Origin of the sequence: Chitinophaga sp., from assembly GCF_035564935.1 — a bacterium.
In the GTDB taxonomy this organism is placed as follows: Bacteria; Bacteroidota; Bacteroidia; order Chitinophagales; family Chitinophagaceae; genus Chitinophaga.
Genome location: NZ_DATMTE010000068.1, coordinates 1 through 15,049, shown reverse-complemented (window position 1 = coordinate 15,049; position 15,049 = coordinate 1). Strand labels below are relative to the sequence as shown.

The 15,049-nt window shown below is 48.4% G+C and carries 11 protein-coding genes and 1 pseudogene; 2 read left to right on the top strand and 10 right to left on the bottom strand.

What is annotated here, in order from left to right:
* From VN105_RS01950 to VN105_RS01905, 10 genes and pseudogenes are all read right to left on the bottom strand, one after another.
* Positions 1-564, bottom strand: a 564-nt coding sequence (locus tag VN105_RS01950; protein ID WP_325637394.1) for a hypothetical protein, incomplete at its 3' end; no start/stop codon positions are given.
* Positions 565-627: 63 nt separating this feature from the next.
* Positions 628-1,059 carry a phosphohydrolase gene (locus VN105_RS01945; RefSeq protein ID WP_325637392.1) on the bottom strand — a complete coding sequence of 144 codons (432 nt, stop codon included), beginning with the start codon at positions 1,057-1,059 and terminating at the stop codon, positions 628-630.
* Positions 1,060-1,116: 57 nt separating this feature from the next.
* Positions 1,117-3,048: pseudogene (gene nagB / locus VN105_RS01940) on the bottom strand (glucosamine-6-phosphate deaminase); the annotation flags it as partial.
* A 236-nt stretch (positions 3,049-3,284) separates the two neighbouring features.
* Complete coding sequence (locus tag VN105_RS01935; RefSeq protein WP_325637390.1) at positions 3,285-5,579, bottom strand: family 20 glycosylhydrolase; 2,295 nt, start codon at positions 5,577-5,579, stop codon at positions 3,285-3,287.
* Between the two features lie 20 nt (positions 5,580-5,599).
* Positions 5,600-6,367 carry an endonuclease/exonuclease/phosphatase family protein gene (locus tag VN105_RS01930; RefSeq protein WP_325637388.1) on the bottom strand — a complete coding sequence of 256 codons (768 nt, stop codon included), beginning with the start codon at positions 6,365-6,367 and terminating at the stop codon, positions 5,600-5,602.
* A 7-nt stretch (positions 6,368-6,374) separates the two neighbouring features.
* A complete protein-coding gene (locus tag VN105_RS01925) occupies positions 6,375-7,259 on the bottom strand; it encodes an alkaline phosphatase (protein ID WP_325637386.1) in 885 nt (294 codons plus the stop codon).
* A gap of 86 nt (positions 7,260-7,345) precedes the next feature.
* Complete coding sequence (locus tag VN105_RS01920; protein ID WP_325637384.1) at positions 7,346-8,101, bottom strand: copper homeostasis protein CutC; 756 nt, start codon at positions 8,099-8,101, stop codon at positions 7,346-7,348.
* A gap of 64 nt (positions 8,102-8,165) precedes the next feature.
* A complete protein-coding gene (locus VN105_RS01915) occupies positions 8,166-9,221 on the bottom strand; it encodes a N(4)-(beta-N-acetylglucosaminyl)-L-asparaginase (protein ID WP_325637382.1) in 1,056 nt (351 codons plus the stop codon).
* A gap of 36 nt (positions 9,222-9,257) precedes the next feature.
* Positions 9,258-10,223: an ROK family protein gene (locus tag VN105_RS01910; RefSeq protein ID WP_325637380.1), complete on the bottom strand. Its 966-nt coding sequence runs from the start codon at positions 10,221-10,223 to the stop codon at positions 9,258-9,260.
* Positions 10,195-12,111: an MFS transporter gene (locus VN105_RS01905; RefSeq protein ID WP_325637378.1), complete on the bottom strand. Its 1,917-nt coding sequence runs from the start codon at positions 12,109-12,111 to the stop codon at positions 10,195-10,197. Before VN105_RS01905 ends, VN105_RS01910 begins: the two co-directional genes overlap by 29 nt.
* 197 nt (positions 12,112-12,308) lie before the next feature.
* Here VN105_RS01905 and VN105_RS01900 point away from each other — a divergent pair, with 197 nt between their 5' ends.
* The gene (locus tag VN105_RS01900) at positions 12,309-13,631 is read left to right on the top strand and encodes a sugar MFS transporter (protein WP_325637376.1); all 1,323 of its coding nucleotides are present in this window, start codon (positions 12,309-12,311) and stop codon (positions 13,629-13,631) included.
* A 109-nt stretch (positions 13,632-13,740) separates the two neighbouring features.
* Positions 13,741-14,886, top strand: coding sequence for a galactokinase (gene galK / locus VN105_RS01895; RefSeq protein WP_325637374.1), 1,146 nt, complete (start codon positions 13,741-13,743; stop codon positions 14,884-14,886).
* Positions 14,887-15,049: the final 163 nt, after the last annotated feature.

Here is a 15,049-nt window from a genome sequence, read left to right as displayed (position 1 = left end):
GTCGCCGGCATCTTCATCCCAGTCGTCTTCTTCCTGCCAGTCTTCATCTTCTTCCCAATCGTCGTCTTCATCTTCTTCATCAATCAGGAGACTTTGTTCTGAGCCGGGTTCTATATGGTTTTCGCGCCAGTGCGCCACAATTTCATCTGCCTTTTTTTGTACGGGAGTGAAATCGCTGATGGCGGCGCCTTCAAACTCCACTTCCACATCGGGGAGGGCTTTGAGTGTATGGAAGCAATCCTTCAGGAGGCTGATAGTGGCAGGTGCATTGCGCAGGGCGCTGTAGGAGAGTCGTACAGCATCGAACGGACCACCGTTATGAAACACTTCTTCCCCGTTGACCATGGGGAAAAGCCATATCAGCACGTCATCGCCGGATTCTTCGCTGTTAAGGATACCAAAAAAATCATCGAGTTGTTCAAAACCCAACGGGGCCAGTTGTGCGAACGCTTTGTTCCTGGCTGGAAATTTAGGATGCTCTTCTCCTGTGATTAAGAACAATTCACCGAACCTGGGCTTCTCTTTTGCAGCGAACCTAAAATCAATGAGGATATCGTTTTCCATTGATGGCTATTCTGTTTTCTACTGTAATTTAATAGTTTAATCGGAAGGCGTTGAAAAAATATTCTACTGGATAACGGCCGCCGCTATCCGGCGGTAAGCGTGCAGGTATTTGTTCAGGCGTGCTATATCCTGTTCTTTTACATTGGTCATACGCCTGATATCCATGTTGTCGGTCAGGTCGTTGAGTTTAACCATACAGGCCAAACGGTTCTGGAGGGTACGGTCCACAAAGTGGTTGTAGTCTTCATCTTCCTCCAGTTTGGTAACACAATAAAGGGCCGCCAGCAGGTGAGGGGCCAGTCCTTCCCGTTCGAGGGCCTCAAAGGTCCAGTCGGTATCTTCTATCACATCATGCAGTACGCCTACGATCTTCTCGTCTTCGGTGCGTCCCATTTGCATTACCCGGAACACGTGCCCTATATAGGGTTGCCCGTATTTGTCTACCTGGTCTTTATGGGCGGTAGTAGCTATTTCGATGGCTCTGCTCAGATTCATATAAAAAAATAAAGGGGCTGCGATCACTATCGCAGCCCCCTAAAATTATGATTTTATTTACATAAAATGATAACGTACAAATGCTTCCATAGCAGCGTACTTCTGCAAACCTAAGCGGTCGTAGAGATCGGCGGTGTTGGCGTTGCGGTCTTCCGCGCGCTGCCAGAACTCGCGGAGATCGGTTCCCTGGAAAGGTACCACATCTTTCTGGCTCTGGTGGATAAAGATACCGAGGCGTTTTTGCATTACCTGGTCAGGACTCATTGGAACAGCCATTTCAATTTCATGGATATCCCATTCCTGCCATGCGCCTTTGTACAGCCATACCCAGCAGTCTTTGGCCCAGTCTTCTGTTTTCACGATTTCCAGCGCGGCAAAGATCACATCCAGGCAAACCTTGTGCGTTCCGTGCGGATCGGCGAGATCGCCGGCGCAGAAGATCTGTTGTGGCTTCAGTTTACGCAGCAGTTCTACGGTCAGCGCCACATCTTCAGGACCCATTGGTTTCTTTTCCACCAAACCGGTTTCATAGAAGGGCAGGTTCATAAAATGGGCGTTTTCTTCCGGAATACCTACATAACGGCAGGTGGCTTTTGCTTCGCAACGGCGGATCAGCCCTTTAATAGCGCGGATCTCAGGCGTATCTTTCTGGCTTGGCTTCTTGGTACGGATGAATGCTTTGGCTTCATCCAGGATCAGGGAGCTTTTGCTTTTATCGATGTCGAACATTCCTTCAAAACCTACGGCAAAGTCGATGAAGCGCAGCAGGAATTCATCCGTTACGGCAATATTGCCGGAAGTCTGGTAAGCTACGTGTACATCATGACCTTGTTCGTGCAGGCGGATGAAAGTACCACCCATGGAAATGATATCATCATCCGGATGCGGGGAGAAGATCAGTGCACGCTTTTTAGCGGGTTCTGAGCGTTCGGGGTGGTTAGGCAACTGCGGACCGGGTTTACCACCGGGCCAGCCGGTAATGGTATCGCGGATGGCGTTAAATTCTTCAATATTCAGCTCATAGGCAGAACCATATTGTACGATCAGGTCATTCAAACCATTTTCGTTGTAGTCCTTATCTGTGAGCATCAGGATAGGCTTGTTCAGCTTCAACGCCAGGCCAGTTACGGCTTTGCGGATCAGGCCCGGGGTCCATTCGCAATCGCCGGTGAGCCATGGTTCATTGAAACGGGTGAGTTCAGCCGCTGCCTGTTCGTCGATCACAAACTTGCAGTTGGCATGCTGCTGCAGCAGGGAAGCAGGCACCTGGTCGGTACTGTGTCCTTCTACAGAGCGGCGAACGATCTTTGATTTATGGGAGCCCCATGCCATCAGGATAATACGCTTAGCCTTGAAAATACTGCTGAGACCCATGGTGATAGCGAGGCGTGGCACCTGGCTCATATTCGGGAACTCATACGCATTGGCCAAACGGGTGCTGTTGTCCAGCGTCACCAAACGGGTGTGAGAATTAATGTTGGCGCCAGGTTCGTTGAAGCCAATGTGACCGTTGTTACCAATACCCAGTACCTGGATATCGATACCGCCTAAGTCTTCAATACGTTTGTCGTAAGCCTCGCAATATTTCTTGATCTGGTCCTTGGGAATGGTACCATCGGGAATGTTGTACCGGCCTTCAGGGATATCAACATGATTGAACAGGTGTTCTTTCATAAAGCGGTTGTAGCTCTGTAAAGCATCCGGCTCTATAGGGTAATACTCATCCAGGTTAAATGTGATGACGTTCTTAAAGCTAAGCCCTTCTTCTTTGTGCAGACGTACTAATTCTGCATACAGATATTTAGGAGTAGAGCCGGTGGCCAGTCCTAAAATGCATTCCTGACCGGCAGCCTGTTTTTCGCGGATCAGTGCGGCAATTTCCTGTGCTACTGCTTTGGAACCTTCTTTGGCAGAGGGATGTATTTCCACAGCAATTTGTTCAAAGCTGTCGATCAGTTCGATTTCCTGATGATTAATCGTCATTTGTAAACGTTTTTGATTAGATGCGGTTTAAAAACGAGCCGGAAAATTAAAGAATTTACTGCTAACGCGCATTTTTATTTAGCAATATTTAAATTATATTTCTTTAGCTCTTGTAATAAACCTTTTAATATTTGATCTCGTTAATATGTTTAGCGCACAGCGGTTGAAGGCCGTATCACATATTTTGGTGTAGGAGTCATAAAATGAAAACCGTTCCGCATTTGCCGGGACGGTTTTCTGTTTTAGTCGATGATAAACTCATCTGCAAACAACCACGCGCCGTTACCGGCTCCTGCAGCCCCGGCGGGGATCTTACCAAAGTTCTGCATCTGCACTTTCACAAATTTTCCGCGCACCGCCTGCAAATGGCCCCTTACCTTATTGATGCCCTGCTGCGCAAAGGTGTTTTGTTTGTATACTTCCTTAAATGTTTTACCATCGTCAGATACTGCAAACACTACCTGCTTCGGCGGGTAAATCCAGTCGCCCTTTGCATTGATCGTATTAATGCCTACCAGGTGAATATCCTGCACACTGTCCAGTTCCACTATTGCTTCCATATCCTTCCCGTTAAAGCCAAACCATTCATTGTCATTGTAAGCAGCATTGCCTTCTATGCCATTTACAAGCACGAAGCTGGTATCCGGCCGGTGGCCTGCATCAGCGGCTGTGATGCTGCTGATCTTTTTAGCCAGTCCTTTGTGGAACAGAAATGCCTGGCTATATTCGTTGCCAAACGGTTTACCATCCTGGAACACCTGCGCACGCAATGTGCCCGTACGGGTGATCTGTACAGGCGTGGTATAAGGAGTCGCCTGTGGGGTAGGAGCAGTACTATCGGTAGTGAAAAATATTTTACCGCCATCCAGTTTGGAGTTCAGCACCACATCCACGCCACCTTTGCCGTTATCCGTTACTTTGCCGGTCACTTCAAAAACATGTTTGGCATAATTTACCTTCTTCAGGTCCAGCCTTTTCACATGCACTTTCAAACGGTCTACAAAGTTGTCGTAATTACGTTTATCCTTTGGCGTCCAGAGTACTTCCGACAATGCAGCTGCACGCGGATACACCATGTATTCCAGGTAGTTGGTGTTGTTGATATATTCCGTCCATACGTTGGCCTGTGCACCTTTGATGTATTTGGCTTCATCGCTGCTCAGCTCTGAAGGCACCGGCTCGTAGGAGTATACTTTGCTCACCGGCAGGAAGCCGCCGATAGCCAGTGGTTCGTTGGGGCCTCTCGACTGGTAATGATCAAAGTAACAAAATTCGCCCGGGGTCATAATTACATCATGTTTTTGTTTGGCGGCTGCAATACCGCCTTCAATGCCTCTCCAGCTCATTACAGTAGCATTTGGCGCCAGGCCGCCTTCCAGTATTTCATCCCAGCCAATGATCTGCCGGCCTTTGCTGTTCAGGTATTTCTCCATCCGCTGAATAAAGTAGCTCTGCAACGCATGTTCATCTTTCAAACCTTCCTGCTTCATGCGTGCCTGGCATTTAGGACACTTTTCCCAGCGTACTTTGGGAGATTCATCACCGCCGATGTGGATATATTTGCTGGGAAACAGTGCCATTACTTCGTCCAGCACATCCTGTAAAAAAAGATAAACACTATCATTGCCGGCGCAGTATACATCATCGTATACGCCCCAACGGGTGCCAACTTCATACGGCCCGCCGGTACAGCCCAGGTTGGGGTAGGCGGTAAGCGCCGCGAGTGAATGCCCGGGCATTTCAATTTCAGGGATCACGGTAATGAAATGATCAGCGGCATACTTCACTACTTCTTTCACCTGTTCCTGTGTATAAAAGCCGCCGTAAGGTTTGCCATCGTATTTATTGTCGGCATAGCGGCCGGCCATTGTTTCTTTCCGTTTGGAAGCCACTTCCTGCAGGCGCGGATATTTCTTTATTTCAATACGCCAGCCCTGGTCTTCAGTCAGGTGCCAGTGAAACGTATTCATCTTGTGCATCGCCATCAGGTCGATATACTTCTTTATAAAATCAACAGAAAAGAAGTGACGGCCCACATCCAGGTGCAGCCCGCGGTAAGCAAAACGCGGTGCATCGGTAATGGTTACGCCCGGCACATACATGGCGCGCGCTTTTTCAACCGGCAGCAGCTGGATCAGCGACTGTACGCCATAAAAAGTACCGGCGCCGCTGTTGCCTTTGATGATAATGTTGTTGTGACCGGCAGTAAGCGTATAGCCTTCGGCGTTAGTGCTGTCGTTGCCGGTTTGCAGCACAATCGCATTTTTATCTCCTTCGGCTTTGATGTCCAGTTCATAACCGGTCAGTTCTTTGAGCCAGGCATTGAATAAAGCGGCTGTTTTTTTGTCGCTTTCATTGCCGGCAACAATCACGGTTTGCTTGTCCAGTAAAAAAGAATCAGCTGTTTCGCTAACGCTGGCAGGCATAGGAATGATGCTCACACTGCCTTTGGGAGCGGCGGGCTGCCGGGAGGAACAACTCCACAAGCCGGCTGCAGCCATGAGTAAGCACCCGTGAATTACGCTTTTCATTGTCATATAATGGATTGTTTTTTCTCTTATTTCATTTCCAGTTCACACAGCACGGGCCGGTGGTCCGATGCTACAGTTTCTTCAATGATCCGCGCACCGGTAACCGTCCACCGGTGTTTGGGCGCAAGCATGATATAATCCAGTTTTATCCTTGGTGAATCGGAAGGAAATGTAGGCCCCATCTGGCTGGTGGCATCCATAAATACCTCTCTCAGGATATCTGCTTCCTTTGATTCAGGTACCGCGTTGAAGTCGCCGGCAATGATCACGGGAGTGGCCGTAGCCCTGAAATAATCGGCCAGTTTATTTGCCTGCGCAATGCGGTCGCCATCCTTTCTGCCTGCATCCAGGTGCGTGGTCACAAATTGCAGGGAGCTGTCGCCCGGCAGTTTTACGGTAACGATGCCTGCTGCGCGGGGCTCTTTTCCTTTCGAGGAGGGTAATAACAGGGTGGTGTTGCTGCTGATGGGAAAACGGGAAAGGATACCGGTGCCGTAGCCGCCGCCGTCGAAATCCATTGACTTGGCAAAATAGGTGTACATGCCGGTGATGGAAGCCAGTTCTTTCAGCTGGTCGGTCCGGCTGGTGCGGCCGGTAACGCTGTCTACTTCCTGCAATGCCACCAGGTCGGGATTGGTGGCCAGTATTACATTGGCAATTCCCTGGAGGTCCAGTACCTGTTTCATGTTCTCCCCGTGGTGAATGTTGTAGGTGAGCACTTTTACTTTCTGCGTTTGTGCAAAGAGGGCGCTACCCGCCACACATACCATCGTAATAAGCAGCATTTTTTTCATATCAATATCATTTGAACGCTTCCGTTACTGGTCTTCCGGTCCACACCTGCGGTGTTTTCAACCCAAAGATCCAGGCAAGAGTAGCAGCGGTATCGTAGGTAACCACGCTGCTTTTGATCTCTTTGTTTTTTGCCACACCCGGGCCACGGATGATCCAGGGAATCTGCATTTCTTCCATTGTTTTGCCGCCATGTCCTTTCTTAATACCGCCATGATCGGCTGTGAGCAGGATAATAGTATTATCCCACATCCCTGCATCTTTCACTGCCTGCAGAATTTTTCCCAGCAACACATCATTCTTTGCTACCTGGTCGAAGTAGGGTTGTATATTATGACCAATATTGTGCCCGGTTCCATCGGGTTCATCAAAATGGATGAACAGGAAGTCCGGTTTCTTTTCTTTGATATATGCTACAGACGCTGCAGTGGCGAGACTGTCGTTGTCGTGCGTGCCGAAGTCCTTGTTAACTGCCGCCTTTGGAAACAGGTAACCGATACCGTCCCAGCTATAAATAACGCCTACCTCTGCCTTTGGCTTTTGCCCGCGCAGCAGCGTGTAAATAGATGGAAACATACCGTACTGGTCCAGTACGCGGGAAGGCAGTTCCGGTTTACGGCTATCCCATTCTGTATAACCATGTACTTCAGGACCTGCGCCCATCACCATAGAGGCCCAGTTAACCGCACTTGAGGAAGGCAACACACTACGGGCCTGTAAAGTCCATGCACCGTCCTGCATCATTTGTTTCATGTTGGGGTTGTCCACTTTCGGGAAACAGTAAGCGCCGAAGCCATCCATGCCTATCAGGATAACATGCTTAACCCCTTTGACCTGTGCCTGCGCGAAGAATCCGCCAAGCAACAAGCCTGTTGCAATGATCAATTTTTTCATTTCGTTGTTCACTTTTGGGCCGGTATGTGCCGGTCGCTATTATTAATAATGGGTTTTCAATAAAGTTTTCAGCTAAACATCGACGGCTAAGATAATAATGTTTTTTCGCCTATTTCACGGATTAATGTTACTTCTTTTTTCTGTGTGGCGGAGATGCCATACTCCGGAACGCCGGGAATACCGCCCATGCTCACATTAGGGTTGCGGTAAATCATGCCGCTTTCTTCATAGGCTTTTGCGGAAGTATGATATTCTGTAACGCCGGTGGCGGTGATCAATTGTGCAATATTAGCGGCCCGCACACCGGAACCGGCCATTATAGCAATACGGTCGTTAGCTCTTTCTACCAGCTCTTTCAGCAAAACAGCGCCCTCCAGGGCAGTATTGCGTGCGCCGGAAGTAAGGATCCGTTCACAGCCAATGGAAATAATATCTTCCAGCGCTTCAAACGGGTTGTCGGTCATGTCGAATGCGCGGTGAAAGGTAACGCCCATTGGCCATGCCAGGTCCACCAGTATTTTGCATCTTTTTTTATCTACCCGTCCATCGGGTGTAAGGATACCAATCACCACCCCATTGCAACCCAGTTGTTTGCTCAGTTCAATATCACGTTTCATTACTTCAAATTCCAGGTCGGAATAGAGGAAATCGCCGCCCCGGGGACGGATAATAGGGTAGAGGTCTATTTTTACTTTTTCCCTTGCCAGTGCAATGGTGCCATAGCTGGGCGTGGTACCGCCTTCCAGCAGGTTGTCACAGAGTTCTATCCGGTTTGCGCCGCCTTCTTCCGCAGCAATGCAGGACGCTACAGAACCAGCGCATATTTCGAGGGTGAACGGCATAAAAAAAACTTTAAAGATAAGATGCAGGTGCAGGGATCAGCAGTGTGCTGCTGATCCCTGCCTGTTAGAAATAATGTTTTCCGTCAATTAACACATTGCTGGTATCACTGGTGCATACGGCGTAGCTAAAGCCTTTCTGGAGGCAGTAAGCGCCATGTTCGCCTTTTTTATTGAGGGCCAGGAAACCAACCTGGATTTCTTTTGCTTTAGAGGGGCTTCTTTTCACGATACGGTCTACCGCTTCTTTACAGGCTTTTTCAGGCGGATAGCCCTGGCGCATCAGTTCTACTACAAGATGGCTGCCTACTATTTTGATCACTTCTTCTCCTACACCGGTGCTGGTAGCAGCGCCTACTTCATTGTCCACATATAATCCTGCGCCGATGATGGGTGAATCGCCCACGCGGCCATGCAGCTTGAATGCCATACCGCTGGTAGTGCAGGCGCCCGACAGGTTGCCGGCAGCATCCATGGCTACCATGCCTATGGTATCGTGGTTATACACATTCCCCGGCAGCATCAGCGGATTAAAAGCAGTGGCGCCGTTGGTGGGTGTGTATGATTTGTTTTCTATGTTGATGACCGGTTTGTATTCTGATGTTTTCAGCCACTCTTTCCATGCTTTTTCAGATTCCGGTGTCAGCAGGTTTTCTTTCTGAAAGCCATTAGCCAGTGCAAACTGCAATGCGCCGTCGCCAACCAGCATCACATGCGGTGTTTTCTCCATTACGGCGCGGGCTACGGAAATAGCGTGGGTAACATGTTCCAGCGCGCCTACCGAGCCACAGTTGCCATGTTCATCCATGATGCAGGCATCGAGGGTAACACGGCCGTCGCGGTCCGGGAAACCGGAAAAGCCTACCGTATGATTGTTGGGATCTGCTTCCGGTATCTTTACGCCTGCTTCTACTGCATCCAGTGCGCGGCCGCCCTGCTTCAGCACTTCCCAGGCTGCTGCATTGGCCGCACGGCCAAAGTCCCAGGTAGATACCACAATGGGCTTCCCTTTTACGGGGCCGCGCTTCCCCTGCGAACGTGCAGGCGTTCCCGTTACTCCATCCAAAGAGAAAACAGCGGCGCTGAGGGCCGCTGTTTTCAGGAATGATCTTCTATTACTCATATAAAGCATTTTATACTTTTCTGCTCCGGCTGAAAGTTAATCTTTCATTTCCCATGCCAGCGCACTGGCGCCCAGGATGGCTGCATCGCTTTCTTTCAGTTCAGAGAACAGCAATTTAACCTTATTCTGGAATATGGGCAGCAGGTTCTTTTCCATGTGTTCCCGCACCGGTTTCATAATGAGGTCGCCGGCTTTGGTAAGACCGCCGAACAACACTATAGCTTCAGGGCTGGAGAACATCACGAAATTGGCGAGTGCTTCGCCGAGTATCTTACCGGTGAACTCATACACTTCTGTGGCCAGCGGATCGCCTTTCATGGCAGCTTCGTAGATGAGCTTGGAATTGATCTCTTCATTGGTATGTTCCCGCATCATGCTTGGGGTATCCGGGCGGTTGGCCAGGAACTCGATGGCGGTGTTGGTAACGCCGGTGGCGGAAGCGTAAGCTTCCAGCGAACCATGCGCACCTGTGCCGGCATGCAGCCTGCCACCGGGGATCACAATGCAGTGTCCCAGTTCACCGGCAAAGCCATCGTGGCCATAGATCAGTTGCCCGTTGGCCACAATACCGCTTCCCACGCCAGTACCGAGGGTGATCACGATAAAGTCTTTCATGCCCCTGGCAGCGCCGTAGATCAGCTCGCCCAATGCCGCTGCGTTAGCGTCGTTGGTGAGCACGGTAGGTAAACCGAATTTTTGTTCCAGCAAACTGGCTAACGGCACTACGCCTTTCCAGCGCAGGTTTGGCGCATATTCTATATTGCCGGTATAGTAGTTCCCGTTGGGAGCGCCTACACCAATGCCTTTCATATTTTCAATGCCGCCCGCTTCGTTAATAAGAACAGACAGGTGTCCGTGTAATTCATCCAGGAAGCCGTTTACATTTTCATGCTGATTGGTCAGCATCCGACCATCACCAATAATATTACCCCTGCGATCTACAATACCGAATTTGGTGTTAGTACCCCCGATATCAATGCCCACCGCTAACTGCTGACTCATAATCAATTCCTTGAGATTTTAAAATGGTTTTAACTCTAAATGCGAAGAACGCGAGATAAGCAAAGCACAGCGCCGGAATTACGTAAGAGGCGTGGATACCAATGCTTGAAATGTCTGCCAAACCGCCCTGTACAGGAGGAATGAGGGAACCGCCGAGGATCATCATTACCAGGAATGCTGAACCCTGACCAGTGTATTTGCCCAGGCCGGCAATAGATAATGCGAAGATACTTGGCCACATCACGGAGCAGAATAATCCGCCGCTGATAAAGGCAAATGTAGCCAGCTGCCCGGTAGTGAATAAACCGATCAGTACAGAGCCAACTCCCAGCAATCCAAAGATGGTGAGGGTTTTGGCAGGTTTGTCCTGGCCGGCAAAGAAACCTATGATCTGCACCACTATGCAGATGGCGTATGGATATAAAACGCTGATATCATTGCCTTTGATACTATTGGCGCCGAGAATAACGCCATAAGCTACAAACGGAACAATGACACAGAGAATATTACGGGTTGTTTTGGAAACGTTGAACACGCTGATAGCGCCGGTCCACCGGCCAATCATCATACTACCCCAGAACAGCGATACGTAAGGATCCAGTTCTGATTCCGCCAAACCTTTCACGGTGAGGAAACCAGGATGTTTCAGCAAGGCGCCGAGGTTACTGGCAATGGATACTTCCACCCCTACATATATAAAGATGGCCAGCATACCCAATATCAGCTGCGGGTATTTCATGGCGCCCCATCCTTCGCTGTTATTGGCGGATGACATTTTTGTATAGAAGAGGATACCAATGATACCCACAATACCTGCAATGAACATAGGCAGTTCCACTTTCAGCACCAGCCCGAGCAGGATCAGGATAAACATCAGCGTGATACCCAGTAATGACCTGGTGGCTTTGGGAGATGATTCAAAACCTTCAGTATCCTGGCTTTCCGGCATCTTCACAAAAGCAAAAATAGCAGCAGCAATCAGGAACAGGGCAATGAGCAGGAAATATAAAGTGTTGATCTTACTGATATCGGTGCTTACTTCGCCGCCTTTGATATTGCCAAACAGCAACATGCTCACGATAATTGGTCCGATGGTAGTACCAAAGGAGTTGATACCACCCGCCAGGTTCAAACGGTGCGTACCTTTGGCAGGATCTCCAAGTAAAATAGCGAATGGATTGGCAGCGGTTTGCTGCAGTGAAAATCCTAAGGCTACTATAAATAAGGCCATCAGGATAAGGGCAAAATATCCGAACGTAACGGTTTGTTTAAACTCTGTATCCAGCGCAGTCACTACTTTTTCCACGTTGGCTTTGGAAAAGGTGGCAACATACTGGTGATGTTCTTCATCTTTTGTAAAAGCCCCGGAAACTGCAGCAAGTAACTGGGTATTGGTCGTATACTTTTCAGCAGATTCATTGTTGCTGATCAGGAGTGCATAAGTGTCTGACTCCTTCTCACGGCGGATCTTCACCTGTCTGTCAGAAGTTTGCAGCTGTTGTTCTACCTGGAAACTATTGATGTCGCTCACGGTTTCTTTAATAGGAACAATCTTTTCCTTATTCACACATGGAATCATGATGGCCGAACCCAGCACGGAAATCAGCAGTCCGTAAATGATACCCTTTTTGTACCCGATCTTGTTGAGGATATCCACTTTTCTTGCTGTGGAAGCCAGGTACAGGATCAGAGAACCTATGAAATAGGCGCTGTAAAAAGAGAAGTCGATAAGCTGTGACTCCAGTTGGGTAAGGTTAAAATGAGATTTGCAAAAAGGGATAAAGATACTGTTGGACGCAGCCAGGAATCCCCAGAAAAAGAAAACCAGAATAAGCACAAAGAACGAAGGATGGGTGCTTTGTGCGCTTTGTTTTGATTGCTGAATCATAAACGTGTTAAGTTACGGTGAAATTTTGCCGGTTAAATGTATAATTATTTTTTTAAAATTTTTTAAAAAGTCAAAATATTCTTGCAATTTAGTAATTGGGTAAAACGTTTTAGCAAAAATAATTGCGAAATATACAAGAAATATAGGAGAAGTTTAGTTATGTTCGTGTTTATCAAAAAAAATAATTCTGACAGCTTATGTCCAACCAAACAGTAACAATGAATGTACCTTCCAAGCAGGCCGGGTATGCGCAATCAATGGCCATTATCGGCATATTGTTTTTCGTATTCGGTTTTGTTACCTGGCTCAATGGAACATTGATCCAGTTTTTCCAGATCGTGTGTGAACTGAACGTATCCCAGGCATTGCTGGTTACCATGGCCTTTTATATGGCCTACTTCTTTCTCTCTATTCCTTCTTCCTTTATCCTTAACAAAACGGGTTTTAAGAACGGGATGGCCTTAGGACTCCTCATCATAGCCATCGGCTCACTGGTATTTATTCCTGCTGCCAACGCACGCAGTTTTGGCATGTTCCTCACCGGCCTGTTTATCCAGGGTGCGGGATTATCGCTGCTGCAAACCGCTTCCAACCCCTATGCCAGTATTATCGGGCCAAAGGAAAGCGCCGCCAAACGTATCAGTATCCTTGGTATCTGTAACAAAAGCGCAGGCGCCCTTGCTCCGTTGATCCTCAGCTCTATTGTACTGAAAGGAGCCGACAAGCTGGAAAAAGATATTGCCGCAGCAGTAGACGCTGTGCAGAAAAATGCATTACTCGATAGCCTGGCCTCCCGCGTGATAGGGCCTTATGTGGCTATTGCCATCATATTAACCATACTGGCGTTTCTCCTGAAACGTTCTTCTTTACCGGAAATAGATACAAATACGGAAGATGAAGCTACTGCAGCGGCTACCACCGGTAAAACAAGCGTATTCCAGTTCCCCCAGCTGGTACTGGGCGTTCTCTGCATCTTTGTGTATGTAGGCGTGGAAGTAATGGCCGGCGACGTAATTGGTCAGTACGGAAAAGCCCTTGGCATGAGCGTGGATGATACCAAATATTTTACCACCTTCACCCTGGTAGCAATGCTGGCAGGTTATGTAATAGGTATTGCCACCATTCCGAAATACCTCACCGGTAAAAAAGGATTGCAGATCTCCGCGGTACTGGGCGTTCTGTTCACGGTAGCTGCCTATTTCAATACCGGCTTCTCCGCGGTAACGTTCATCGCTTTACTGGGACTGGCCAATGCACTCATGTGGCCCGCTATTTTCCCGATGGCGATCGATGGCCTGGGCCGTTTTACCAAAATAGGCTCCGCTTTGCTGGTAATGGGTATTGCCGGCGGTGGTGTTATACCGCAGATCTACAGCGGTATGTTCGACCAGCACAGCATGTTCAGTTTCCTTTACAGCAGCAGCATCGATTTCAGGCACGCCTTCCTTTATTGCATGGTGCCTTGTTACCTGTATATCCTGTTCTATGCCCTCGCAGGCGATAAAATAGGCAGGAATTAACTTCTCCTGATATTATTTGAAAGGTTGTTCTGTTTTTCAGAACAACCTTTTTTATTTCTGAATCATTTTTATATTTTTAGGTGTAAATTTTACGTTTAATAGTATATTAATGATACAAGCAACCAGGGAGCAGTTTATCCACTTATTTGAAAAAGAGCCACTGATGGTCGTTTCCCCCGGAAGGATCAACCTGATCGGCGAGCATACAGATTACAACGGCGGGTTTGTTTTACCCGCCGCTATCGATAAAAAGATCGTATACGCCATTGCGCTTAACAATACCGGTCAGTGCAATGTACACGCGGTTTTTACCAATGAAACCGCGTCATTCCAGCTAAACGATGTAAAACCAACACCGGGATGGATCAACTATCTCATGGGGGTAGTGTACCAGCTGCAGGAACGCGGGCTGGAGGTGCAGGGTTTTGATTGCGTATTGGCAGGCGATATCCCGGTAGGCGCGGGTATGTCGTCGTCTGCTGCGGTAGAAGGTGGCCTGGTGGCGGCACTGGACCACATCTTCAAATATGGATTGGACCGCATGCAAATGGCCCTCATTGGCCAGAAGGCGGAGCATACTTTCCCCGGTGTGAAATGCGGCATCATGGACCAGTTTGCCAACCTGCATGGTAAAAAGGACCAGGTAATGCGCCTCGACTGCCGCAGCCTGGAGTTTGAATATTTCCCGTTCAATTTCCCCGATTATAAAATAGTACTGTGCAATTCCATGGTACACCACTCCCTTGCTTCTTCCGAATACAACGTTCGCAGGCTGCAATGCGAGGAAGGCGTGAAAGCCATCCAGGCCAATCACCCTGCGGTGAAATCCCTGAGGGATGCAGATATGAACATGCTCAACGAAGTACGCGCCCAACTATCTGATAAAGTATACGACCGCTGCAACTACGTGATCGCTGAAATACAGCGCGTACAGGATGCCACGGCACTGCTGAAAAAAGGCGACCTGCAACAGTTCGGTGAACTGATGTACGCCACACACGAGGGACTGAGCAAACTGTATGAAGTAAGCTGCCCTGAACTGGATTTCCTGGTGTCGCTCGCAAAGGAAAGGAAAGAAGTGGCCGGCGCCCGCGTAATGGGAGGAGGTTTTGGCGGCTGCACCATCAACCTTGTAAAAGCCGATAAGGTAGACGAATACGTATCCTTTATCAAATCAAGATACCAGGATCAATACGGTAAGGAGCCGGAAGTATATGTGACGATTATTGAAGAAGGCGTGTCTGTTATAGACTAAACGCCTTCGGCGTTTTAAATTGTCTTGGAACACTGATTACGCTGATTTTACTGATTACTTTGATTTTTAAAGATTAAGGGAGATATAAGCGGATATTCGCTTTCTATCTCCCTTAATCATATAAAACATCTCTGAAAATCAAATCAAAGTAATCAGTAAAATC

Bases quoted from the DNA above. Each gene is read 5' to 3' on its own strand.
- VN105_RS01945 (WP_325637392.1), bottom strand. From the start codon at position 1,059: ATGAATCTGAGCAGAGCCATCGAAATAGCTACTACCGCCCATAAAGAC.
- VN105_RS01935 (WP_325637390.1), bottom strand. From the start codon at position 5,579: ATGACAATGAAAAGCGTAATTCACGGGTGCTTACTCATGGCTGCAGCC.
- VN105_RS01930 (WP_325637388.1), bottom strand. From the start codon at position 6,367: ATGAAAAAAATGCTGCTTATTACGATGGTATGTGTGGCGGGTAGCGCC.
- VN105_RS01925 (WP_325637386.1), bottom strand. From the start codon at position 7,259: ATGAAAAAATTGATCATTGCAACAGGCTTGTTGCTTGGCGGATTCTTC.
- VN105_RS01920 (WP_325637384.1), bottom strand. From the start codon at position 8,101: ATGCCGTTCACCCTCGAAATATGCGCTGGTTCTGTAGCGTCCTGCATT.
- VN105_RS01915 (WP_325637382.1), bottom strand. From the start codon at position 9,221: ATGAGTAATAGAAGATCATTCCTGAAAACAGCGGCCCTCAGCGCCGCT.
- VN105_RS01910 (WP_325637380.1), bottom strand. From the start codon at position 10,223: ATGAGTCAGCAGTTAGCGGTGGGCATTGATATCGGGGGTACTAACACC.
- VN105_RS01905 (WP_325637378.1), bottom strand. From the start codon at position 12,111: ATGATTCAGCAATCAAAACAAAGCGCACAAAGCACCCATCCTTCGTTC.
- VN105_RS01900 (WP_325637376.1), top strand. From the start codon at position 12,309: ATGTCCAACCAAACAGTAACAATGAATGTACCTTCCAAGCAGGCCGGG.
- galK (WP_325637374.1), top strand. From the start codon at position 13,741: ATGATACAAGCAACCAGGGAGCAGTTTATCCACTTATTTGAAAAAGAG.